General features: G+C 45.4%; 28 protein-coding genes. 17 read left to right on the top strand and 11 right to left on the bottom strand.

Annotation, left to right across the window (positions count from 1 at the left end; genetic code table 11):
• Position 1: 1 nt before the first annotated feature.
• Complete coding sequence (locus B2751_RS01195) at positions 2-802, top strand: phosphotransferase family protein (RefSeq protein WP_056062733.1); 801 nt, start codon at positions 2-4, stop codon at positions 800-802.
• A 40-nt stretch (positions 803-842) separates the two neighbouring features.
• On the opposite strand, the gene budA is transcribed toward B2751_RS01195, so the two are convergent.
• The 3 genes from budA to cydS form a co-directional block, all read right to left on the bottom strand.
• The gene (gene budA, locus B2751_RS01190) at positions 843-1,556 is read right to left on the bottom strand and encodes an acetolactate decarboxylase (RefSeq protein WP_214852765.1); all 714 of its coding nucleotides are present in this window, start codon (positions 1,554-1,556) and stop codon (positions 843-845) included.
• A gap of 11 nt (positions 1,557-1,567) precedes the next feature.
• Complete coding sequence (gene alsS / locus B2751_RS01185; RefSeq protein ID WP_290772166.1) at positions 1,568-3,259, bottom strand: acetolactate synthase AlsS; 1,692 nt, start codon at positions 3,257-3,259, stop codon at positions 1,568-1,570.
• A 163-nt stretch (positions 3,260-3,422) separates the two neighbouring features.
• Positions 3,423-3,524 carry a cytochrome bd oxidase small subunit CydS gene (gene cydS, locus B2751_RS15245; protein WP_414651135.1) on the bottom strand — a complete coding sequence of 34 codons (102 nt, stop codon included), beginning with the start codon at positions 3,522-3,524 and terminating at the stop codon, positions 3,423-3,425.
• Positions 3,525-3,700: 176 nt separating this feature from the next.
• On the opposite strand from cydS, the gene trmB reads away from it, so the two are divergent.
• Together trmB and B2751_RS01175 are read left to right on the top strand one after the other, a co-directional pair.
• Complete coding sequence (gene trmB, locus B2751_RS01180; RefSeq protein ID WP_035406161.1) at positions 3,701-4,342, top strand: tRNA (guanosine(46)-N7)-methyltransferase TrmB; 642 nt, start codon at positions 3,701-3,703, stop codon at positions 4,340-4,342.
• Between the two features lie 116 nt (positions 4,343-4,458).
• A complete protein-coding gene (locus tag B2751_RS01175) occupies positions 4,459-4,974 on the top strand; it encodes a hypothetical protein (RefSeq protein ID WP_035406163.1) in 516 nt (171 codons plus the stop codon).
• Between the two features lie 38 nt (positions 4,975-5,012).
• Here B2751_RS01175 and B2751_RS01170 read toward each other — a convergent pair whose 3' ends face one another.
• Positions 5,013-5,369 (bottom strand): DUF1304 domain-containing protein, encoded by a 357-nt coding sequence (locus B2751_RS01170; RefSeq protein ID WP_035406166.1) that lies wholly within the window; start codon positions 5,367-5,369, stop codon positions 5,013-5,015.
• A gap of 69 nt (positions 5,370-5,438) precedes the next feature.
• Entirely contained in the window at positions 5,439-5,741 is a 303-nt protein-coding gene (locus B2751_RS01165; protein ID WP_012371126.1) for a PepSY domain-containing protein, read from the bottom strand.
• Between the two features lie 119 nt (positions 5,742-5,860).
• Between B2751_RS01165 and B2751_RS01160 the strand changes: the two genes are divergently transcribed.
• Together B2751_RS01160 and B2751_RS01155 are read left to right on the top strand one after the other, a co-directional pair.
• Positions 5,861-6,931 (top strand): M42 family metallopeptidase, encoded by a 1,071-nt coding sequence (locus B2751_RS01160; protein ID WP_290772163.1) that lies wholly within the window; start codon positions 5,861-5,863, stop codon positions 6,929-6,931.
• 179 nt (positions 6,932-7,110) lie between these two features.
• Positions 7,111-8,124 (top strand): PTS transporter subunit IIC, encoded by a 1,014-nt coding sequence (locus B2751_RS01155; protein WP_290772160.1) that lies wholly within the window; start codon positions 7,111-7,113, stop codon positions 8,122-8,124.
• 88 nt (positions 8,125-8,212) lie between these two features.
• Here the strand turns inward: B2751_RS01155 and B2751_RS01150 are convergent, their stop codons facing one another.
• The gene (locus B2751_RS01150; RefSeq protein WP_056062721.1) at positions 8,213-8,503 is read right to left on the bottom strand and encodes a hypothetical protein; all 291 of its coding nucleotides are present in this window, start codon (positions 8,501-8,503) and stop codon (positions 8,213-8,215) included.
• A gap of 126 nt (positions 8,504-8,629) precedes the next feature.
• Here B2751_RS01150 and B2751_RS01145 point away from each other — a divergent pair, with 126 nt between their 5' ends.
• The 7 genes from B2751_RS01145 to B2751_RS01115 all read left to right on the top strand — a co-directional run bounded on the left by B2751_RS01145 (position 8,630) and on the right by B2751_RS01115 (position 13,819).
• Positions 8,630-8,938 (top strand): thioredoxin family protein, encoded by a 309-nt coding sequence (locus tag B2751_RS01145; protein WP_035406177.1) that lies wholly within the window; start codon positions 8,630-8,632, stop codon positions 8,936-8,938.
• 53 nt (positions 8,939-8,991) lie between these two features.
• Entirely contained in the window at positions 8,992-9,789 is a 798-nt protein-coding gene (locus B2751_RS01140; RefSeq protein WP_056062718.1) for a DUF1444 domain-containing protein, read from the top strand.
• Positions 9,790-9,842: 53 nt separating this feature from the next.
• Positions 9,843-10,451 carry a YtpR family tRNA-binding protein gene (gene ytpR / locus B2751_RS01135; protein ID WP_035406183.1) on the top strand — a complete coding sequence of 203 codons (609 nt, stop codon included), beginning with the start codon at positions 9,843-9,845 and terminating at the stop codon, positions 10,449-10,451.
• A gap of 37 nt (positions 10,452-10,488) precedes the next feature.
• On the top strand, positions 10,489-11,226 hold the full coding sequence (locus B2751_RS01130) for a hypothetical protein (protein WP_056062712.1): 738 nt from the start codon (positions 10,489-10,491) through the stop codon (positions 11,224-11,226).
• Between the two features lie 78 nt (positions 11,227-11,304).
• Positions 11,305-12,600, top strand: a complete 1,296-nt coding sequence (gene murC / locus B2751_RS01125; RefSeq protein WP_035406189.1) for a UDP-N-acetylmuramate--L-alanine ligase — start codon at positions 11,305-11,307, stop codon at positions 12,598-12,600.
• A 170-nt stretch (positions 12,601-12,770) separates the two neighbouring features.
• Entirely contained in the window at positions 12,771-13,286 is a 516-nt protein-coding gene (locus B2751_RS01120) for a DUF2179 domain-containing protein (protein ID WP_035406192.1), read from the top strand.
• 92 nt (positions 13,287-13,378) lie between these two features.
• Positions 13,379-13,819 carry a Dps family protein gene (locus tag B2751_RS01115; protein WP_023469073.1) on the top strand — a complete coding sequence of 147 codons (441 nt, stop codon included), beginning with the start codon at positions 13,379-13,381 and terminating at the stop codon, positions 13,817-13,819.
• Between the two features lie 53 nt (positions 13,820-13,872).
• On the opposite strand, the gene B2751_RS01110 is transcribed toward B2751_RS01115, so the two are convergent.
• A complete protein-coding gene (locus B2751_RS01110; RefSeq protein WP_035406195.1) occupies positions 13,873-14,985 on the bottom strand; it encodes an aminopeptidase in 1,113 nt (370 codons plus the stop codon).
• Between the two features lie 138 nt (positions 14,986-15,123).
• Here B2751_RS01110 and B2751_RS01105 point away from each other — a divergent pair, with 138 nt between their 5' ends.
• The 4 genes from B2751_RS01105 to ccpA all read left to right on the top strand — a co-directional run bounded on the left by B2751_RS01105 (position 15,124) and on the right by ccpA (position 18,681).
• Positions 15,124-15,693, top strand: a complete 570-nt coding sequence (locus B2751_RS01105; protein ID WP_035406198.1) for a DUF948 domain-containing protein — start codon at positions 15,124-15,126, stop codon at positions 15,691-15,693.
• Positions 15,690-16,226, top strand: coding sequence for a YtxH domain-containing protein (locus tag B2751_RS01100; RefSeq protein ID WP_035406201.1), 537 nt, complete (start codon positions 15,690-15,692; stop codon positions 16,224-16,226). The genes B2751_RS01105 and B2751_RS01100 overlap by 4 nt, the downstream gene beginning before the upstream one ends.
• A 200-nt stretch (positions 16,227-16,426) precedes the next feature.
• Positions 16,427-17,512 (top strand): bifunctional 3-deoxy-7-phosphoheptulonate synthase/chorismate mutase, encoded by a 1,086-nt coding sequence (locus B2751_RS01095; protein ID WP_290772157.1) that lies wholly within the window; start codon positions 16,427-16,429, stop codon positions 17,510-17,512.
• A 158-nt stretch (positions 17,513-17,670) separates the two neighbouring features.
• Positions 17,671-18,681 (top strand): catabolite control protein A, encoded by a 1,011-nt coding sequence (ccpA, locus tag B2751_RS01090; RefSeq protein WP_023469068.1) that lies wholly within the window; start codon positions 17,671-17,673, stop codon positions 18,679-18,681.
• A 53-nt stretch (positions 18,682-18,734) separates the two neighbouring features.
• On the opposite strand, the gene B2751_RS01085 is transcribed toward ccpA, so the two are convergent.
• The 4 genes from B2751_RS01085 to B2751_RS01070 form a co-directional block, all read right to left on the bottom strand.
• Positions 18,735-19,478 (bottom strand): FixH family protein, encoded by a 744-nt coding sequence (locus tag B2751_RS01085; RefSeq protein ID WP_290772155.1) that lies wholly within the window; start codon positions 19,476-19,478, stop codon positions 18,735-18,737.
• Between the two features lie 102 nt (positions 19,479-19,580).
• Entirely contained in the window at positions 19,581-20,774 is a 1,194-nt protein-coding gene (locus B2751_RS01080) for an acetoin utilization protein AcuC (RefSeq protein WP_290772152.1), read from the bottom strand.
• Positions 20,771-21,403, bottom strand: coding sequence for an acetoin utilization AcuB family protein (locus tag B2751_RS01075; RefSeq protein ID WP_290772149.1), 633 nt, complete (start codon positions 21,401-21,403; stop codon positions 20,771-20,773). Before B2751_RS01075 ends, B2751_RS01080 begins: the two co-directional genes overlap by 4 nt.
• Positions 21,404-21,421: 18 nt before the next feature.
• A complete protein-coding gene (locus B2751_RS01070) occupies positions 21,422-22,054 on the bottom strand; it encodes a GNAT family N-acetyltransferase (protein WP_290772146.1) in 633 nt (210 codons plus the stop codon).
• A gap of 146 nt (positions 22,055-22,200) precedes the next feature.
• Between B2751_RS01070 and acsA the strand changes: the two genes are divergently transcribed.
• Positions 22,201-23,904, top strand: a complete 1,704-nt coding sequence (gene acsA / locus B2751_RS01065) for an acetate--CoA ligase (RefSeq protein ID WP_056062704.1) — start codon at positions 22,201-22,203, stop codon at positions 23,902-23,904.
• Positions 23,905-24,010: the final 106 nt, after the last annotated feature.

Below are 24,010 nucleotides of genomic sequence, written 5' to 3'. Positions count from 1 at the left end.
AATGGAAATAGATATTTTAGATGCGCTTGGCGAAGGCTGGACCCTTACGCCAGCAGGTGGAATCACAGGAGAAGCGTACATCGCTTCAACCGGACAATCAAAATTGTTCTTAAAACGAAATTCATCGCCGTTCTTGGCGATTTTATCCGCGGACGGAATCGTCCCGAAATTATTATGGACGAAACGAATCTATAGCGGGGATGTCATCAGTGCGCAACAATTCATTGAAGGCGACGAGTTGGAGCCGGAAATGATGGAACGTCCTGAAGTGGCGCGTTTGCTTGGGAAAATCCATGATTCGAAGGAATTGCTGTTCATGCTACAACAGCTTGACCAACGTCCGATCGAGCCTGATGAGTTATTGCGCCAATGTCACTTATATTTTCAGCCAGAAGACTTAGAGAATCCAGAACTGGTAGAACTTGCGATGGATTATCTCGAACGAAATCTGGAGCAAGTAAGAACGGATGAACAAGTCGTCTGTCATTCAGATCTAAATCATAATAATTGGTTAACGGGAGCGGACGGTCAACTCTACCTGAACGACTGGGATGATGCGATCATTGCCGACCGTGCGTATGACCTCGGGATGATGTTATACAGTTATGTCGATGAAGCGGCTTGGCCCGAATGGTTTGAGCATTATGGTCATCCGTTGACGAATGATCTGAAACAACGAATGCATTGGTATGTCGTAGCGCAAGCTGTATTATCCTTGTATTGGTATGAAGATATGCGTCATCCGGATGTCGAGGACAGCTATCATTTTCTAGAACAGTTACTTGAATACTCGAACGACTAAAAAGCGTGTCATTCCGAAAAGGAACGACACGCTTTTTTGATTAACCTTCTGCGATTTTAATCTCTTTTTCAATATCATGACTTTCAAGATCCGCCGACCGATACGCTTCAGTCGTTGGTAAACGTAAATCAAGCTGCGGTTTTTCTTCGAATGTGACGGTGACGTTCTTGACCGTGTAGTCAAAGACATGGCCTCCGCCCGCGCGTTCAGCATCGATGAAATGAAGATGATATCCAGCGACGGCGATACCGTGACCGAACCGTGGTGTGTAGTAACCGGCGAGTGTTCCTTCCGTTTGTTCGAAAGTACGCGCGCTTTGAGAGGCGACAGCTTCCGTGATTGGAACGAACGGTTTCTCTTGACGTGCGACGGTACGTGTCTGCACCTCTGTGAACGTTCCATCAATTCGAACGGCATAAAAACTATTGATCGTCGGTAGTTGTTCATTCAACCAGTGTTCGAATTCCGATTTTGACATCTCTTCTGTCACGGAGAGCGTTTGCTCTGGCACGAAACGGGTCAATGTCGCAAACGGCGTTGTCGTCTCAGGCTGAAGTGGCCGAGCGCTACCGTCTGAACGGAGCTGGTAGAACTGACCATCAAAACCAATCATCTCACCATCCAAGTGGTCGAACGTTCCAATACCAAAATTCCGTTGATCAATAACGGACGCGTATGTGACTTCACTCTCGAATACTCCGTCGAGCAGTGCCATCATCGTTGAAATCTGGACGAGCGTTTTATCGTGTGTCATGTGAATCCTCCTCAGTTCAATTGATCGAGATGAACTTGTTCTCCGAGCGCGATGTTGTCGCGATAATCAATCGGAACATCGACGATGACTGGTCCTTCTGTCGCGAGTGCTTCATCCATGATTGCGGCTAGTTCAGATGGATGATTGACGCGTAATCCTTTTGCTCCGAAACTCTCAGCATATTTGACGAGATCGACGTCACCAAATGACGTACCGGATTTCCGTTTGTATTTCATCTCTTGTTGGAACGCGACCATGTCGAATCCGCTATCACGCCATACGAAGTGGACAAGTGGTGAGTTCAAACGAACAGCTGTCTCAAGTTCCATCGCCGAGAAGAGGAATCCACCATCACCTGAAATCGAGACGGCCTTCTTACCAGGACGTACGAGTGTTGCTGCGATTGCCCAAGGAAGCGCGACACCAAGCGTTTGCATCCCATTACTAAAGAGAAGGTGACGTGGTTCGTACGAACGGAAATGACGTGCCATCCAAATATAGTGAGAACCAACGTCGACTGTGACCGTGACATCATCGGCAATTTTTTCACGTAACGTCTTCATGAAATAGAGTGGGTGCGTCAACGGAGAATCCGCGACAGGAGGAACATCGCGATCGACAAGACGTTGATGTAATCCTTCAAGGAATTGAGCTGAACTTTCAGGTAATGTGAGTGGTTGCAGGCGCTCGGCGATTGCATCGACCGTTTTCGCCATATCACCGACAAGCTCGCGGTCTGGGCGATAGAAGCGGTCAATTTCAGCACGCATTTGATCAATATGGACAAGCGTCCGGTCGTGCGTCGGTTGGTTCCAGAATTTCGGATCATAGCCAATTGGGTCATAGCCGATCGAGAGGACGAGATCCGCTTCTGCGAGCAGTGCATCTCCCGGTTGATTACGGAATAGTCCGACTCGTCCATAGAAATTCGATTCAAGCTCACGTGATAATGTGCCGGCCGCTTGGAACGTCTGGACGACAGGAATCGAGACGTGTTTGAGCAGGGAACGAATCGCATGTACGACGTCCGGCTGACTCGCACGCATACCGAGCAACAAGACAGGTAGCTTCGCATCTTGGATCAAACGAGCTGTTTCTTCAACCCAAGCTTCTGGTGCAACACCGAGCTTCGGTGCTTCAACCGCACGGAATGTCGTGACGTTCGCTTCGCTCAATCCGACGTCTTGCGGGATACTAACGAAAGCAGCCCCAGATGTCGTTTCCGCTGTTCGGAAAGCATTGGACAGTACTTCTGGAATATTATCGGCATCTTGCACTTCTGCACTGAAGTTCGTAATCGGTGTAAAGAGTGCCTGATTGTCCATGGACTGATGTGTTCGTTTTAAGCGGTCTGCTCGTGTAACGGCTCCAGCGATTGCGACAACTGGGTCACCTTCAGAGTTTGCTGTCACAAGACCTGTCGCTAAGTTTGATGCGCCTGGGCCAGATGTTACAAGTACAACGCCTGGTTTGTCTGTCAAGCGACCAATGGCTTGAGCCATGAATGCAGCATTTTGTTCGTGACGTGCAACGATGAGTTCAGGTCCCCGATCCTGTAACACATTGAAGACGGAATCAATTTTGGCGCCAGGAATACCAAAAATGTAATCTACACCCTGTTCGATGAGTGAATCGACGACTAAGTCTGCACCTGTTTTCTTCTGTACTAGTTCTTTTGAATCACTGTTTTTATTTTCGTTCATTACAATTCTCCTTTTTACCAACGTTTTTTGGTGTTCGATAGCTGTAATAAATAATCTGTTTCGAAAAAAGTATACATCTGTTTCATGGTAAATCCAACCTAAATTCGTTTAGAGAATAAAAAAAGTACCTTGTGTACGATTACACAAGGTACAGAGATTGCGCTTATTCAACGTCGACTTTTCCGAAAGTCGCCCAGACGAATAAGGCACAGATGCCCATGACGAGAACGATGGGGGAGCCCCAAGCAATCAAGAAGTCTTCCATGGTATAGCCCTCCTTTTTAGTTCTTACGTACCTTTAGTGTAGTAGATTGCTCACTGTTTCTCAAGTGACGAACTGCTGAACATTCTTCAATCGGGATTGAAGAAGTTCTTATATAATTACCCGAATCATGATAAACTTATCTGCGGATAATTTAAGTTTGGAAAGGATGAACGATAGTGCGTTTACGACATAAACCATGGGCACAGGATTATATGAAGGAACAATCCTCGATCTATATAGCAGAACCAGCATCCCTGAAAGGAAACTGGGCGACAGAGTTTAAAAATGATAATCCGATCTACATCGAAGTGGGGTCAGGAAAAGGAGCCTTCATTACAGGGATGGCAAACCAACATCCGGAGATCAACTTCATCGCGATTGAACTTTTTGAGAGCGTAGCAGTGACGATCGTTCAAAAATTAGTAGAGGCTCCACAAGCAAATGTTCGCGTCTTGACGGTCGATGCGAAAGATTTACGTGATTACTTCGAAAAAGGTGAAGTAGCGCGCGTTTATTTGAACTTCTCGGATCCATGGCCGAAGACACGTCATGCGAAACGTCGTTTGACGTATAAAACGTTCCTCTCAACGTATGAAGATATCTTACCTGCGAAAGGACAAATCCATTTCAAGACTGACAATCGAAAGTTGTTTGAATCGAGTCTGATGACGATGTCGGCATACGGTATGCGTTTTGATTGGATGTCGCTTGATCTACATGCGAATGAACCGGAGGATAACGTCCGGACAGAGTATGAAGAGCGCTTTTCTTCAATGGGTCAACCAATTTATCGGATGGAAGCAACATACCAAAATTAATTTAGACAAAAAGTTTTCTTATTTTCCTGGTATTTCTTTCACACTTTTTTCTTATTAATTGGTACAATGTTGTTGACTGAAGAACTTGTACTTATAGGTAAAGGGGGAATTTGGGGATGTGGCAGAAAAGCTTAGCCTTCGTAACGGCGCTCTTTCTCGCGTTAAGTATCGGTCAATCGGTACTTGCTGCGGTTGATACCTCAGAAATGACAAAAGCATTAAATGAGGAATTACCAACGACGCATTACGATTATAAAAAAGGTTCGGTCAAAATCGAGGATCCGAAGACGTTCACGAACGGAAAAGGAGAAGAAGTCATTGGCGGAATCGCTGTCATCAAGACAGTTCGTGACGGCATCTTCATCACAATCAAACGTGAAATTCACTTCTTCAATGCCGATAGCGGTAAATTGTTGACGAATGCCGACGCTGCAAAAGTTGATGGCGTAAAAGAATACATCGACAGCAACTCGGATAATCTTCATCAAAAAGTCGTTTACTGGTTACCGGTACTCTTGATGTTGTTGATCATCGCTGTACCAGCGATCGTCTTATACATCGTCGTACCACGTTTGTACTCTACTTCGGAATACATGAATCCGATTTATGAGCGCAACGATAACCCGCGCTAATCAAAAAAAACTCTACCCGTTTGGGTAGAGGCTTTTTTTTATGCTAACAACACAAAGATGAAAGCGAGTATGGCGGGTAATCCTTGTTTAAGTAAAATGGAACGATTAGCCGTCAAGGCGCCATAGAGTGCGGCGATGATCACACAAGCTAAAAAGAACAGTTGGACAGCAATATCTTCACGGATCAGACCAAACAGAAGACCAGCAGCTAAAAATCCATTGTAGAGACCTTGATTGGCAAAAAGCGTCTGGATTTGCTTAGATGCGACCGCTTCATCCGTCAGTCCGAATGTACGTCGTGCCGCCTTAGAGGATAAAAAGAACATTTCAAGAGCCATGATATAAAAGTGCTCTAAGGAAACAAGTAAAACGAAGATAGTAGCAAGAATGGACATGAATCATACCTCCTTTATAGGAACGTGAAAAAAAGACCGTACTTCATCGATTGAAGCACGGTCTTCTGATTAAGCGTATTCGAGTAATGCGCCAGTTTCGGCATCGACTGTGAATTGATACGTTTTTTCGTCATCACCTTCAAGGACCGAGATGCCACCTTTATAGCTTTGGTAGTCACGTGACTCATATGCGTAAGCCTCCGGTGTTGCAGAGATCCATGCACCTTGGACACGTCCTTTTGCTGAAAATGTGCGTTTCGTGATTTCGAGCGCTTCTTCGGCAGAAAGTTGTTTATTGTCAACGGCCTTCTTCACTGCGAAAGCGGCGACGACAGCTGCTGCCAATCCGATAATCCAATAGCGTTTTTTCATTAAAATTCCCCTCCTTACAGGTTCTATTCCTACTGTACCAAATAATTCGTTCAGAGAGAAACAAAAGGTTAAGTGATTGAAGCAATTTTTTGTATAATGGGTAACAGGAGGCGATACATATGAATGAAAAAACGAGAGAGTTATTTCGAACACTGACGGAATTAAATGGGGCACCAGGGTTTGAACACGAGGTGCGTCAGTTCGTTCGCGAACGCATTACACCTGTCACGGATGAGATCGTTACAGATGGACTGGGTTCGATTTTCGGGAAGCGAACAGGGGATGCGACAGGACCGAAAGTCATGGTTGCCGGACACATGGACGAAGTGGCATTCATGGTGACACAAATCACGAAGAATGGGATGTTACGGATCCAACCGCTCGGTGGTTGGTGGAGTCAAGTATTGCTTGCCCAACGCTTCTCGATCTGTACAGAAAACGGTATCATCCCTGGTGTCATCGCGTCGATTCCACCACACTTATTAACAGAAGAAGTACGCAATAAGCCAATGGCAATCAAAGACATGTTCATCGATATCGGTGCGGATTCAAAAGAAGAAGCAGAATCGTTTGGTGTACGTCCGGGTATTCCGGCAGTACCATTTTTCCCGTTCACACCGATGGCGAATCCGAAGAAAATCATGGCGAAAGCATGGGATAACCGCTATGGTGTCGGAATGGCAATCGAATTGTTGGAGGAGACGACAGCAGCGGATCATCCGAACATTTTGTTCTCTGGTGCAACGGTTCAAGAAGAAGTCGGATTGCGCGGTGCCCAAACAGCGACGACGCTTATCGATCCTGATGTGGCGTTCGTCGTCGATGCGTCTCCTGCCAATGATGCGTCAGGAGACAAAACGGAATTTGGTCAACTCGGACAAGGACCATTACTCCGTATTAAAGACAGCGTCATGATTCTTTCGAAAGAGATGACGGATTATGTCCTTGATACGGCAGAATCGAACAAGATTCCGTATCAATACTACGTCGGTGCAGGTGGAACGGACGGCGGTGTCATCCATCGCTCGAACACTGGTATTCCAACAACAGTCGTTGGTTTACCGGCACGTTATATCCATACGCACGCATCGATCATGCATACAGATGATTATGATGCGGCGAAGGAATTGCTACGAAAACTCGTCACGAATCTTGATACGACGACGCTTGCAACATTGCAAGTCAAGTAAATAACGAACGGGGAGGACCATCCTCATGAAATAGACGGCGGACTTATAATCCGTCGTCTATTTTATTGTAGTGAGAACATAATGATGTTGATTGTCTTGTCAGCTGGAAAAACAGCCTAGTCGAATCGAAAGTGGATTTGGTATAATGATACGCGATGTTGAGTAAAGGACGTGACAAGATGTTCAAGCAAAAGGGAATTTCACTTAGCCCTAAAGTATATTTCATCACTGTATTAAGTTATATGGCGCTTGGTTTATTCAGTTCGCTGATCATGGGCTTGATTGTTCAAACAATCGGAGAAGGGTTGGTAGATCGTGGTATCGAAGCAAGGTTTCTTATTCAATTAGGCGAGCAGGCGATTGCTCTGACGGGACCAGCGATCGGTGTCGCCGTAGCGTTTGCGCTTGAAGCACCGCCACTCATCTTATTTGCAGCAGTTGCGGTTGGAGCATTTGGATATGAAGCTGGCGGACCGGCAGGTAGTTACATTGCGACGCTACTTGCAACAGAAATCGGAAAACTCGTGTCAAAGATGACGCGACTCGATATTCTGTTGACTCCGTTCGTCACGTTGCTAGTTGGATTCGTTGCTGGACGTTATGCCGGGAAATGGATTGGAAAAGGCATGACCGATCTGGGTGAAATAATTCGCTGGGGGACGGAACGCGAACCGTTGTTCATGGGAATCTTCATTGCTACCGTCATGGGTCTTGCCTTGACGGCACCGATATCAAGTGCCGCACTTGGAATCATGCTTGGATTGGATGGACTTGCTGCGGGTGCTGCGACGATAGGCTGTGCCGCTCAAATGATTGGTTTTGGTGTCATCAGTTATCGTGATAACGGAATCGGGGGCGTCATCGCACAAAGTATCGGCACATCGATGCTCCAAGTCGGAAACATCATCCGCAATCCTTGGATTCTCATTCCGCCTACGATCGCAGGTGCTATCCTAGCGCCATTCGCGACTGTTCTGTTGATGCTTGAGAGCAACCCAGAAGGCTCAGGCATGGGGACGAGTGGTTTTGTTGGTCCATTGATGTTGTTGAAGACGATGGGGTTTGAAATGGAATACTATGTAGCCGTCATCGTATTATGTTTTATTGCGCCTGGCATCATCAGTTATCTCATCTATCGGTTATTACTTCGACTCGGTCGGATTCAAGATGGTGACTTGAAAATCGAATATTAAGTACAAAAAGCTGATTCTAAAGAATGTGTCTGTTTGACCGAATGGTGGATAAACAAGGACATGCCTTTTGAATCAGCTTTTTTTCATTTCATAAAGAGAATCCGAATGAACTCGAATAAAAACTCGTGAAGAAGATGTAAAGATAAACGAGATAGAGGGGTATCAAGTAACGCATGCGCACGACAGGTAATTTCCGAGCAAGTCGTTTTCCGAGTGCTTCGAGTAGAATGATGACCGCGAAACCGACAACTAAATATAAAAAGATTTCGGGTAAGCTCCGTTCGGAATCAATGAAGGAATAGCCGTAACGTAAACAACTCGTCATGCCGATGAAGCCGACGAAGCGTTCGAACGGATGTTTGATTGGTTGATCTGCCATAGTGAAGTCCTTTCAAGGTGTTTTCTAGTTGCAGTATAGCAAACCGAGCACAAAAACGCACAGTCACATTTGAATATGCTATGATGAGGGCAATGACTTCTAGGGAAATTAAAGGAGGAAACCATCATGAAAACATTACAATCCAAACAAGAATTCGATACAGCAAAACAAGGCAAGGCCGTCTTTTTATTCTCAGCAAACTGGTGCCCGGATTGTCGCTTTTTAGATCCGTTCATGCCGGAAATCGAGCAGACGTTTGACGCGTTCGAATTTTACTATGTCGATCGCGACGATCACATTGAAATTGCCCAGGAAATGGACATCTTCGGAATTCCAAGCTTTGTCGCGTTCCGAGATGGTGAAGAAACAGGGCGTTATGTCGGCAAAGAGCGGAAGACACCAGAACAAGTGACAGCATTTTTAGAAACGGTTTAAGAAAAAAGCGAGCGCTGACTCGCTTTTTTTCATGATAGAAAGGATGAAATCAAGTGGAACTACAACAAATCCGAAGAATGATGACACAAACATTCGAAGAAGAAGGTTATACAACGTATTTCGATCGTGAAAAGTCCGTGTTACGAATTGAGCGGAAGCATGATAAATCAGGCGTTGATGTCGGATTGAACCCGCTCGTCGCAAAAGCAAAACGAAGAGGTGTCATCGCAGTCGAAGAGACGATCGAATACATCCGTGCTGTGCTCGGACAAACGGATCAAATTTCACTCGTTGGACAAGAACAGAAAATATTCCCTGTCATTCGGGCTAAATCGTTTGCTGATACGACAAAAGAAGGAAAAACGCTTGTTAGCACACCACATACTGGTGAGACGAAAATCATGTACGCACTTGATTTAGGGGCGACATATCGTTTGATTGACGAGGAGTTATTGGCATCTGCAGAATGGACGGCTGAACAGCTGTCGGAAGCTGCACGTTTTAACCTGAAATCGCTCGATGCGCCATTTAAACAAGATGAAGTAGCGGGGAACATCTTTTATTTCTTGAGTCTTGGAGACGGATATGAGGCGAGTCGTGTCTTGAACAAGACATTGTTAGCTGATTACGCGGCGCGAATCGAAGGGGAATTCGCTGTTGGTATTCCACACCAGGATGTCTTGATTTTTGCCGATATCCGCAATGACGCTGGATATGATGTCTTACAACAACTCATGTTTGATTTCTTTTCGAACGGTCGTGTACCTGTTACGGCATTGCCATTCTTATATGAAGATGGCAATCTTGAGCCGGTCTTCGTCCTTGCGAAAAACAAGCAGCCGAAAGAGTAAAGAATCTGATACAATAGGCATTGTGAGAAAGACGGAAGGGAGTCATGGATTGAATGAATGTGTTTTATAATAAAGAGGGCGTCGGTGACGTCTTAATGATCATTTTAGAAGACGCACCACGTGCGGAAGTGACGGCGACTCGTGAAGGAGACGTAGCAACAATCAAGCATGGTGATCGTATTGTTGGTTACAACTTGTTTGAGGCGTCGAATACATTTACGATCGAGTCACAAGGACCGGTTGAATTGACGGAAGAATTGGCAGCACGCATCCAAAAGGAACTTGCAAACCGAGATATCGAATTGTCACTCGAACAAGTTGACTATTCTCCGAAATTCGTTGTCGGGTTTGTTGCTTCTTGTGAGAAGCATCCGGATGCTGACAAATTATCGGTCTGTCAGGTAGAGGTGGATAACGGAACTTTACAAATCGTTTGTGGAGCGCCGAATGTAGCAGCGGGTCAAAAGGTCGTCGTCGCTAAACCAGGTGCGGTCATGCCGTCTGGGTTAATCATTCGTCCTTCAGCATTACGTGGCGTACCGTCAAGTGGTATGCTCTGTTCAGCGCGTGAGCTCGGACTTGCCAATGCGCCACAAGAAAAAGGGATTCTTGTACTTGATGATACATCAGCAGTAGGGGAAGCATTCTCAATCGGTCGATGATTCGACCGATTTTTTAACAAGATGGAGGGGTGAACGTATGAGTAATCGTTATGAACAGTCACTAAAGGAGCAGGCTGCCCGAATTCGTCGAGAGCTTGCGGGGGAACGTGAGACAAAGCCGGTAGAGCGTCCGAAAAAAGAGGAGCGCGAAGACCGCTTCGTTTTAACAGATGTTCCTTCACCGATTTATGGATTCCAACGTCCGAAACAATCTGTATCTGAAACGGTAGAAGCTGCGGAAGAAACAAAAACCGTTGAACAGGTTTCAGATGCAGATGAACAGGGAATTACTGATGAGGTTACTTTGACGGAGCAGGAGGCTGTTGCGCCGGAAGAAGTTGTCTTAGACAATGCAGAAGCAGATGCTGGCTTTGTACCGGTGACGGACGTTGAATTACTTGTACCGGAACCTGAAGCCAATCAAGATCACGTAAGCGAAGTCGAATTGCCGACCGTACCTGAAACAGAAGAAACGGTTGTAAAAGAGCGGGTAAGTGAAGCGCCTTCTACACGTGAAACCGTAGAAGAGCAAACTGTTCCGATGGATACATCGAGCGAGGCACTTCTTGATGATCAAGAAGCAGAGAAGCAACAATCGGAAGAAGTCACTTCGATTTTGGATCCATCTGTTGCTGAAGCGGAAGCAGTAGCACCCGTTCAGTCGGAAGTGAAAAAGCCGGTTGGACCGCCTGTCAATGTCGTTATGACGACAAAAGACTTGATGGCGATGTATCGTGCGCGTCGAGAGCAAAATAATTTACATGGTAAAAAATAAATCGGTTTGCTATAATGGTACAGGTTTTGTACCCGAGCCCGATGGTACGGACCGGAACGTGAATTGGAGGGCTTTTATATGACAAAGTATCATTTTGTTGGAATCAAAGGAACAGGGATGAGTGCGCTCGCCCAAGTACTACATGAAATGAATCATGAGGTACAAGGTTCAGACATCGAAAAGCACATTTTTACTGAAGACGCGTTACGGGCTAAGGGAATTCCATTTTTCCCGTTCAATGCGGATAACATCAAAGAAGATTATGTCATCATCCAGGGGAATGCCTTTGGAGATGATCATCCAGAAATCGCACGGGCAAATGAACTTGGTTTAACGATCCATCATTATTACGATTTCTTAGGACACTTAGCAAATGAATATCGTTCGGTCGCCATTACAGGCTCACACGGAAAAACGTCGACGACAGGTTTGCTTTCACACGTCTTGAGCGGTATTACACCGACGGCCTTCTTGATCGGAGACGGAACAGGGGCAGGAGTAGAAGATGCGAAGGCATTCGTCTTCGAGGCATGTGAATACAAACGTCACTTCTTATATTACAAGCCGGATTACGCTATCATGACGAACATCGACTTCGATCATTCGGATTATTTCACGGGAATCGATGATGTCGTTTCGGCTTTTCAAGAGATGGCGATGCAGGTCAAGCAAGCAATCGTTGCTTGTGGAGATGACGAACATCTTCAAAACATTCAAGCGAATGTACCTGTTCTTTATTATGGATTCGGAGAAAACAATGATTTCCGAGCTGAAAATGCGACATCAACGCCAGACGGCACATCGTTTGATGTCTATTTACGTGATGATTTCTATGGCACGTTCCTGATTCCAGGATTCGGTCGGCATCATGTCTTGAATGCATTATCTGTCATTGCGATCTGTCAGTACGAAGGATTGAGTAAAGAAGACGTTGCTGAACGTTTAGCAACATTCGGTGGAGTGAAACGCCGCTTCAGTGAGTCAGAATTTGGCACACAAATCTTAGTAGACGACTACGCACACCATCCAAAAGAGATCAGCGCAACGATCGAGTCGGCACGGAAGAAATATCCGGATCGTGAAGTCATCGCGATTTTCCAACCGCATACGTACACACGCTTGAAATCATTCATGGATGATTTTGCGACATCTTTACGTGAAGCAGATGCGACATATCTATGTGAAATCTTTGGTTCAGCACGTGAGCAGGAAGGGCAAGTTCGAGTCGAAGATTTGCAGGAGAAAATTCCGCAAGCTTCTATTCTGACGCGCGACAACGTTTCTGTTCTACGTCAGCATGAAAATGCTGTGCTTCTATTCATGGGAGCGGGCGACATTCAAACGTATCAGCATCAATATCAAAGTGTAAAATAAGTGAGAACCAAAAGTGTCACTCGATTAGAGTGGCATTTTTTTGTCGTAAATTTGAATTGTGATAGTAAAATCAAAAAACTGATAGGGAAAATCTAAAATAGGATTGCATCTTGAAATAAAGTTTGAAATAGTGTGTATGTGTTGAAGTTATTATAGAGAGGAAAGACACCATGGGACAGATTTTACTCATCTTATTGCTCCAGTTGATTTACGTTCCTGTTTTGACATTACGGACGATCATGCTTGTCAAAGGGCGGACCGTCATTGCCGGACTCTTTGGGACGGTCGAAACATTGATTTACATTTTTGCATTAGGAATCGTGTTCCAAGACTTAACGACACTTGGTATGGTCGTTTATGCACTCGGATTCGGACTTGGTATACTCATTGGTGGATATGTCGAACGAAAACTAGCCATCGGTTACAATATGATCCAAGTACACACACAAGAATTTCCGGCAGAACTCATTCAAGTCATCCGTGATAATGGTTTCGGTGTGACGCATTATCAAGGACAAGGTCGAGACGGTGTTCGTTACCGATTAGATGTCCTTGCGGCACGAACACGTATGAAAGTGCTCCGTAACCTCGTCGAGGAGTATGAACCGAAAGCATTTCTCGTTGCCTTCGATTCCGTCGACTTCAAAGGCGGATATATGCTAAAGGGATTAAAACGTCCGCGATAATCCAATCTTCCTGAAAATGATGTTTATCCTTTGTTATTTAAGGATAAAGATGAATTAGAACGTCATTTGAAATCAGGAAAGGGGAATATCAGATGATCAGTAATCATGCAAAATCAGCTTTGAATCAACAGGTCGCAAACTATGGGGTCCTATTCGTTAAGCTCCATAACTACCATTGGTATATTAAAGGTCCAGACTTCTTGACGCTTCACGAGAAGCTTGAAGAACTCTATACATGGGTGTCTGAGCAGTATGATGTCGTTGCGGAACGTCTCTTGATGAATAACGGGACACCTTCAGCGACGCTAAAAGAATATTTAGAACAAACGACACTCGAAGAAGCAAAATCAGGTTTGTCAGCAGATGAGATGATCGATTCGGTCATTAAAGACTTCCAACAAGTCCGAAAAGAGATGCTTGATGCGATTGAACATCTTGAGGCACAAGACGTAACAGTGGAAGATGATCTGCTTGGTCAAGCGAAGGAAATCGAAAAACAAATTTGGATGCTTCGTGCGACATTGAAAAAATAAGATATAGAAAACGGATGCCCCTGTCCTATGAAGGACGAGCCATCCGCTTTTTCTTATTTCAGGTTTTCAGGATTAAGGACTTCGAGTTCAGGAAGGACGAAACGACCGTCTTTACGGATCAATACGTCGTCAAACCAGATCTCCCCACCACCGTAATCAGGGCGTTGGATATTGACGAGATCCCAGTGAACGGATGAATCATTACCGTTGTAGGCTTCTTCGTAAGCTTGACCCGGTGTGAAGTGGAAGCTGCCATCGATTTTCTCATCGAACAGAATATCCTTCATTGGATGCTGGATAAAGGGATTGACGCCAATCGCAAATTCACCGACGAAACGAGAACCCGCATCTGTATCGAAGACTTGGTTTATACGATCCGTATCGTTCGCCGTCGCTTCGACAATTTTACCGTCTTTGAACGTCAGTTTGACGTTTTCAAACGTGAATCCTTGATACGGAGATGGTGTGTTATATGAGATGACACCGTTGACGGAATCTTTAACGGGTGCCGTAAAGACTTCACCGTCCGGAATATTGGCATTTCCGGCACATTTGATTGCTGGGATGTCTTTGATCGAGAATGAAAGGTCCGTTCCTGGTCCGACGAGACGAACACGATCCGTCCGGTTCATCAAATCGACGAGCGGTTCCATCGCTTGTCCCATTTTTTCGTAATCAAGCGTACAGACATCGAAGTAAAAGTCTTCGAATGCTTCTGTCGATTGATTGGCAAGTTGAGCCATCGATGCTGTCGGGAAGCGAAGGACGACCCATTTCGTTCCTTTGACGCGATCCTGTGTATGCATCTTACCAATCGTTTGACCGTACAGTTTCATTTGTTCAGCTGGTACATCCGATAGTTCATTGATATTATCACCAGCTCGTAATCCGATGTATGCATCCATCGCCTGCATCTGCTTACGTTCGATGTCTGCCATCAATTGGAGTTGCTCTTCTGAAGCATTTCGGTATAATTTTCGTAGGATACGATTATCCTTAAGTAAGACGAACGGATGACCGCCAGCCGCGTAGGCAGCTTCTACGAGTGCTTCGACTAGTTCACGTTCGATACCGAAATTTTCAATCAATACTTTTTCACCAGGTTCAAGGGCAACCGAATAGTTGATCAGATTCGTTGCCAGTTGAGTAAGACGTGGGTCACGCATGAAATTTCCCCCTCGAAATGGATGATGTAGGTTTCAATTATCATTGTAACGGAAATAAACCATTTGGAGTAGCAGGAACGACTTGCTACATGTCGAACTAACAACAAAAGACTACGCAAAAAATTGGAGGCAAGAACCATGGAAATCACATTAGGCGGAATCGCCGGATTAGTCGCTGCGATCGCATTCGTAGTACTCGTCATTTTCCTTGCCCGTGTACTAAGTGCTGCAAGTAAGACGCTGAACAATGTAGCCAACACGACAGCAGGACTTGAACGTCAATTGGACGGTATCATGATGGAGACGACAGCGTTGTTACATAAGACGAATCGTCTTGTCGATACGATTGAAGAAAAAACCGAGTTGCTTGCACCTGTTGCAAACTCGATCGAAGAGCTTGGTACGTCCTTGAATAAAGTAACAGATTCTGTCCGGACGGTATCCGATACGGTCGCTGGTGCGGCAGATACGAATAAAGACCAGATTGCACAAGCAGTCCGTTGGGGCTCAGTCGCTGTAGAATTATTCAAAAAAAATAAACCGGCAGAAACAACAGTTTCAAATCATACGACAGCAACGACGACAGTTGAGAAAAAACCACGTCGTCGATTCCGGAAAAAAGCAGAGACACCGGTTACACCGGAAGTCGTATCCGTCCCGGACGTCGAAAGCATTCCAGATGAGTTGAAAGGAGATCGTAAATCATGACGAAACAACATCCATATCAAGCACAAGATTCTTCTAAAGGAGGAGGTTTCCTTGCGGGAATCATCGTTGGTGGATTGATTGGTGCCGCGGCAGCTCTCCTTTCTAGTCCGAAATCAGGTCGTGAGATGCGCGACTTAATCGACGAGCGTACGGCTCCTGCACGTCAACGTTTGACAGAACAGACGCAAGTTGTTCGCGAAAAAGCAGAACCACTCGTGGGAGAATGGATTCAACTGGCAAAAGACAAAGCAGCACCTGTCATTGAAAAAGCAAAGAATAATTCGACAGTTCAAGAAGCGGCACAATACGCTGGTTTTGAGAAGGATCAGGCAAGTATCGATGCAGCTCTCGCAGAAGCAGAACAGCTTGTACGTGACATCGAGCGTGAAATTGGGGACGAAGTCGATGGCGCATCCGTGGCAGAAGAAATCGATACGGAAACGGTCGTTGATCTTTCAGAGCTACGGGAACAGTTAGCGGAAGAGCAAGAGGAAGACAATGACCCACAATCTGATGTGAATCATAAGAAATAAGAAGTGAATACGGAGCTCTCATCATGAGGGCTCTTTTTCTATGTTTCTTTATAAAGAAAACGTAGAAAAAATTATATGAAAAAACGTAATTTATTTTCATATTTTAAGAAATCATGCAGCTTCTTTATGTACAACATGGAAAGAGTTCGTTATAATTAGTTGCTATTACGAGCTATATGCTGATTAGGGAGTGGTAGGACATGGATCAACACGCAGAATTAAAAAGATTACGGGATGAACTCGATTTAGTGAATGCAGAATTATTGGAATTGATGAACCGACGTGGTCAAATTGCTGTCGAAATCGGAAAAGTCAAACGAGCACAAGGACTTGACCGTTACGACCCTGTTCGGGAACGTCAAATGCTCGAATCAATTGCTGCTAATAACCATGGACCTTTTGAAACAGGACGCCTTCAGCATGTATTTAAAGAAATTTTCAAAGCTTCTCTTGAATTACAAGGAGAAGATCGGACTCGGAAATTACTCGTATCACGGAAACAAAAACCGACGAACACGATCATCCGAATCGGAGATGCTGTCATCGGAGATGGTTCTCAACAATTGATTGCTGGACCATGTGCGGTCGAGAGCGAGGAACAAGTATTCGAAGTCGCGGAACAACTCGCGAAACACGGCGTGAAGTTCATGCGAGGTGGGGCGTACAAACCACGCACATCACCTTACGACTTCCAAGGTCTTGGACTCGAGGGTCTAAAAATGTTGAAAAAAGCAGCGGACGCGCACGGTTTGCATGTCATCACTGAAATCATGACGCCGAGTGCGGTTGAATCTGCTTTACCATATGTCGACATTATCCAGGTTGGCGCACGCAACATGCAAAACTTCGATTTACTAAAAGAAGTCGGTCGTACAAATAAGCCGGTTCTTTTAAAACGAGGACTTGCTGCAACACTCGAGGAGTTCATGTACGCGGCTGAGTACATCATGGCAAGTGGTAACGATCAAGTCATTTTGTGTGAGCGCGGCATTCGGACATATGAACGTGCAACACGGAACACGCTTGATATCTCAGCAGTTCCAATTCTGAAGCAAGAGACACATCTTCCTGTCATGGTCGATGTGACGCATTCGACAGGACGGAAGGATCTTCTGTTGCCAACAGCGAAAGCGGCTTACGCGATCGGTGCTGATGCTGTCATGGTTGAAGTCCATCCGTTTCCGGCACTCGCACTATCTGATGCGAACCAACAACTTGATTTCCAAGAATTCGATACGTTCGTCGAAAACTTGAGGACTACCTTTCCGGCACTAAACGTTCAATGATTTTCGAAAAAGGGTGACCTAAAGCGAATGAAAACGTTTTACAATGAAGGAAGAATGGGAAAAGAAAACTATCTTTTCCTGTCTTCCTTTCGTGTTGCCTAAAAATGAAAACGAAATGAAAACACTTGAGATGGATCATACTAAAGGAGGAATTTGTTTTGAATAGTAATATTACGATTTATGACGTCGCACGAGAGGCGGCTGTCTCGATGGCGACCGTATCGCGTGTCGTCAACGGGAATCCGAACGTTAAACCATCCACACGAAAGAAGGTCCAAGATGCAATCGAACAACTGGGTTACCGCCCAAACGCTGTTGCTCGTGGACTTGCAAGTAAAAAAACAACGACGGTCGGTGTCATCGTGCCCGATATCTCGAACATCTTCTTTGCGGATTTAGCACGCGGGATTGAGGATGTCGCGACAATGTATAAATATAACATCATTTTATGTAACTCCGACCAAAACCGGGAAAAAGAGATTCATTTGCTCAATACATTACTAGGAAAACAGGTGGATGGAATCATCTTCATGGGTGGACGTCTGCACGAGGATCTCGTTCGTGAGTTCAAAACATCACCGGTTCCGATCGTTCTTGCTGCGACGTTGAATCAAGATTATGATCTTCCTGCCGTCAACATCGATTATGAGAGTGCTGCGCACGATGCTGTTAAGTCTTTGATCGACCGTGGACATGAACGGATTGGATTCATCACTGGACCACTCGAACAGCAAATCAATGGTGAAAAGAAATTTGCGGGTTATCGCCGAGCACTCGAAGAAGCAAATCTTCCGTTTAACGAGCAAAATGTCGTCCTTGGAAACTATACGTATGATTCAGGAATGAAGGCGATGAATCAATTGCTTGAACTTGGAGAAGATTGCCCACGCGCGATTTTTGCTGGAACAGATGAGATGGCTCTTGGTGTCATCCATGCCTTACAAGATGCCGGACACCGTGTTCCAGAAGACTTTGAAGTCATCGGACACGATAATACACGTCTTGCGACGATGATTCGTCCGAAACTGACGACTGTCGTTCAGCCGATGTATGATATTGGAGCAGTCTCGATGCGTCTTTTGACGAAGATTTTGAACAAAGAAGAAATCGAAACGAACGATGTCACGTTACCACACCGAATCGAACAACGGGATTCGACACGCCCTTAATCGAAAAAGCGTCTCTTCTCTCAAGCAAGCTGCTTGAAAAAAGAGACGCTTTTTCATTTTGTGACGGTGATGAGTTCATCTTGGTGATGGTGGAGTTGATCATTTTCGACGTGCAGACGCACCGTCGTCTGACCGGGGGCGTTCAATGTGACTTTTCCGCTGTATGCATCACCTTTTTTAGTTAATGGAACATAATTATGTTTTTCAATACCGGTTTCAATGACTTCGACTTGAACGTTCGCCTTTAATGGTTTTCCATCGAGAAAAACGTGAAAGGAGACAGGGAGGTCAGCACCAGCCTTTACTTTCGTCGCACCCATATAATGGACAGACAGACCATCGACGGCTTCGTGTTCATGCGATGCTTCCTCTTTTTCATGTGAATGATCCATGACGACAAAAGAGATCTTATCCATGTGATGGAGTCCTTTTTTATCATTAATATGATAGAGACCTTCGTATTCACCTTCAGCAAGTTTGGCTTCTGCTTGATAGAAACCTGTCTTTTTCAAGGTTGCTTTGAATTTTTGATGTGCCCCATCTTGTTTTCCAGCTTTCCAAACTTCAAACGTCACGTCCTCAAGGTTGACGGGCTTTTTCTTTTCGACCGCGGATGCTTTAAAGACGACGGCATCTTCATTCATTGTCTTTGCTGGGATATCGACAGTGACGTCGACGGTCGGTTTTCCGGCCCCTTGCATGTTATCGTGATCCATTGCCTGCTTTTCATTCCCACATCCTGCAAGTACGATCCCTGTCGACAGAATGAGACCGGAGTAAAGCCATGCCTTTTTCATGATGATTCCCCCAACTATTCGTTTACTAAGTAAAAATTCCATATTTAGTATAGCAACAAGATGTGAACTCCGAACGAAATAAATGTGAAGATAAAAAGTCAATTAATCAGCGGAATAGGGGGAAATCGCTATCAGTTGTTTTTTACGTTCATCGTTTACGAATGGCCAAATCAATCGTTTGACGGTCTCCCAATTTTTTTCTTCAATTTCAGGACGTCTTGGAATTGCGGGATAAAGTGGTGACGGATCATGCCAGTGCGTGGGTGGCGCTATTTCCTGTCCGCCCCATCGTTCTTGCCATGCAATTGGAATTTCCCCGTGAAAAGGATCTTGTCCTGTCATGGCAGCAAAAACCTGACTCCACGCGCGAGGAACGACACGATACCAATCATAACCACCGCCGCCTAAAGCAACGATTTTTCCATCTGTATACTTTTCTGCCGCAGCCACAGCGATTTGAGGAATCTTTTCATAACTTTTCATCGTTAAGGATAGATGCGTCAATGGGTCAAGCACGTGCGCATCAGCGCCATTTTGTGTGATGATGAGATCCGGTTGAAACAACTCGCATGCTTCAAAGAGTGCCGTCTCATAAGCAAGTAAAAACGAATCGTCTTCCGTAAAAGCATCCAGTGGTACATTCCAGCTAAAACCGTATCCTTCTTCAGATCCTCTCTCCGTTACCATCCCCGTTCCTGGAAATAAGTAGCGCCCCGTTTCATGGAGAGATAGTGTCATGACATCATTTCGATTATAAAAGGCCCATTGCACACCATCCCCGTGGTGAGCATCCGTATCGACATAAAGGATTTTACAGTGATATTTTTCAATCATCGCCGCCATGGCGACAGCCGTATCGTTATAGACACAAAACCCTGAAGCACGTCCGCGGAACCCGTGATGTAATCCACCGCCGATATGAAAGGTGCGTTTATACTGACCAGATAAGACGAGGTCACATGCTTCAATCGTTCCGCCGACAAGGAGGGAAGCACCCGAATGCATGTCTTGAAACAAGGGAGTATCTTCCGTACCAAGACCGTACATCTGTGCCTTGAGTGGTGATAATACTCCGGTTCCGGCTGCTTTGACAGCAGCAATATAATCCTGATCATGAACGAGTGCCAATTCTTCATCGGTCGCATGACGTGGGGCGATACAAGGGATGTCATCTAATTGATGCATCGATTCAAGCAAGGAAACGGTTAATTCGAGACGGATTGGGTTAAATGGGTGGGTCTCGGAAAATCGATAGGTTGCTTCTTCAGGACTATACAGATAAGCAAAATCCTTCATCTGCTCACATCCGGTCCAAGTACATCGAATCCTTCTTTGCGTAACTTCTCGATGATCCGAATTGGATTCATCGTCTGAACACGAAACGCAACAATCCGGACATACGGATCGTCTGTTGGATACACGAGTACATTTAAAATATTAATATTCGTTTTAGCAAGCAGTGCGGAAATCTTCGCTAATGTACCTGCTGTATTCTCGACACGGATCTCGATTTGGGAACATGGTTCGAGTGCACCCGTCAACTGAACGAATGTCCGTAACAGATCCGTTTCCGTGACGATACCGACAAGACGTCGACCGCGGACGATTGGCAAGCAGGATAAGCGATATTCATAAAACAGCACAGCCGCATCTTCTAGAAAATCAAGCGGATGGGCCGTGATAGGGCTTTCAATCATAATGCTTGAAACGGGATACTGTAGGTCTTGTTTTGCTGTGTCCGGATGAAAGATGCTACTCGCGCTTTGAATTTCCTTTAGTCCGACAAGACCGACGAGTTCATGACGGGCATTAACGACGAGAATATGACGAATCTGATGACGTTGCATGAGTTCAACCGCATGCGCGATGGAATTCGTCGGTTGCATCGTGATGCACGTCGTATTCATGATTTGTTCGATTAACATGACGATTCCTCCTCGAGCTCAGTCATACATGAAGCGTCTTCTCAAGCGTAGCGCATCAAAATGAGCGACGACTTCAGGTGAGACGTGTTTTCCGATACGTGCCATCAGGCAGTTAGCAGGGTGGGAGGCGATTTCCGGATCATCGGTCGGGAAAAAGACAAGACCACCATGGTTCATCATCTTCTCCATGATCTTCCGGTAATCCCACACTGATAGTCCACTCCCTTTTAAGTCCCAATGCCAATAATATTCAGTCGTTAGAATTAAATAATGTTCCATGGCAGGATCTAGCATGGAGATTTCAAGCAATTTTTTACCAATCCGTTGTCCGCGGAACCGAGAGGAGACTTCAATCGCCCCGAGTTCCAAGATGTACGGATTGTTTCCCTCACTCCATGTTTCATAGGGATCAGGATATAAGTAAGTCACATAACCGATGATTTCCGTTCCTTGACGAGCAACGATGATCCGTCCTTCTTCAAGGTCTGCGATCTCAACGAGCGCTTGATGTTGTTCAGCGGGTGGACGAAAAGCCGTTAACCCTGAATCGAGTGTATACGTTGCTAGTGTTTGACTCGGTACGGGACCTTCGATGTCAACAGGACCGAGTGATGTTTCATGCGTCCGATGATTGAATTGTTTTTCAAACATGTAAGCGTCACCACCTTCCTATTCATTATAGACGAAAGCGCTTGAGTAAAGAGAGGGATTTTTTAACAAATTGACGGCAAATGGATTGAACTGACGGATAACTAGCTTATAATAAAGAGGAAAACATAGAAGGGGAGGAACGAGACATGAAAGTTTTGAAAGCGCTTCCGGGGAAGCATTGGTTAGCAGAGTATGATGAAACGAACACGTACGACTGGAAAGATGCTGAGCAGTACTTTTCATGGGCGACAACGGGGAAAGTCAACATGGCCTATGAAGCAATCGACCGCCACGCAGAAGGCGAGCGGGCGAACAAGGATGCGCTGATCTATTTCGATGGAATGACGGAACAACGATTCACCTATGCAGACATGAAACGATTGACGAATAAAGCGGCAAACGTATTAGTCGATGCAGGAGTCAAAACGGGTGACCGGATTTTCATCTTCATGCCACGCTCACCAGAACTGTACTTTGCCCTACTTGGTGCACTGAAAGTAGGGGCGATCGTCGGTCCGTTGTTTGAAGCATTCATGGAACAAGCTGTTCGTGATCGTTTAGTTGATTCTGAAGCGAAACTACTCGTGACAACGAAAGCGTTGCTCCCGCGTGTTCCAGTTGGGGAACTGGAATCACTTGAAAAAGTAGTACTCGTTGATGAAGGCGTTGAAGAATCAGAAACATTACTTGATTTCCGAAAAGCGTTCAAGCAAGCATCCGATGTATTCGAACCGGTCTGGTTGGATCGTGAAGACGGATTGATCTTGCACTATACTTCAGGATCGACAGGGAAGCCAAAAGGTGTCCTCCATGTTCAAAATGCGATGATTCAGCATTTAATGACAGGACGTTGGGTACTCGATCTACAAGAAGACGATGTCTACTGGTGCACGGCTGATCCAGGGTGGGTCACAGGAACAAGTTACGGTATCTTCGCACCGTTCTTAAATGGGGCAACGAACGTCGTTGTCGGTGGACGTTTCAATCCAGATTTCTGGTATAGTGTTATCGAGAAGTATAACGTAACGGTCTGGTATAGCGCGCCAACTGCTTTCCGGATGTTAATGGGAGCGGGGGCGGACGTCGCGAATCACCATGATCTTTCAAGTCTTCGTCATGTGTTGTCTGTCGGAGAACCATTGAATCCAGAAGTTATTCGTTGGGGAAAAGAAGCATTTGACCAACGCATTCATGATACATGGTGGATGACAGAAACGGGCGCGATGATGATTTGTAACTACAAGTCGATGGACATTAAACCGGGATCGATGGGGAAACCAATTCCAGGAACCCAAGCTGCGATCATTGATGATCAAGGAAACGAGTTACCACCGTTCCGGATGGGTAACCTTGCCTTGAAAACACCGTGGCCATCGATGATGCGTCAAATTTGGAACAATCCACAAAAATATGAATCCTATTTCTTTAAAGGATGGTATGTGTCAGGCGATTCTGCCTATATGGACGATGAAGGCTATTTCTGGTTCCAGGGGCGTGTTGATGACGTCATCATGACGGCTGGAGAACGGGTCGGTCCGTTTGAAGTTGAAAGCCGTCTCGTTGAGCACCCAGCAGTCGCGGAAGCCGGAGTCATCGGGAAACCAGACCCGGTGCGAGGCGAAATCATTAAGGCATTCATTGCCTTACGTGATGGTTATGAGCCAACGGATGAATTAAAACAAGAAATCCAAGCATTCGTCAAGGAAGGTCTAGCTGCTCACGCGGCCCCAAGAGAAATTGATTTCCGAGATAAGTTGCCGAAGACACGAAGTGGTAAAATCATGCGCCGTGTCCTGAAAGCATGGGAGTTGAACTTGGAAACGGGCGATTTATCGACGATGGAGGATTGAACATGAAAAAAGGATGAATCACCGAAACAGGTGATTCATCCTTTTTGTTAGTTTTCAGAAGCAGCATCTTTTTTCTTTTCATCTTGTTTCTTTTGTTGCTCTTGCT

The organism is Exiguobacterium sp. UBA6282, assembly GCF_002440475.1.
Classification (GTDB): Bacteria; Bacillota; Bacilli; order Exiguobacteriales; family Exiguobacteriaceae; genus Exiguobacterium_A.
This window is presented reverse-complemented; position numbering and strand designations above follow the sequence as displayed.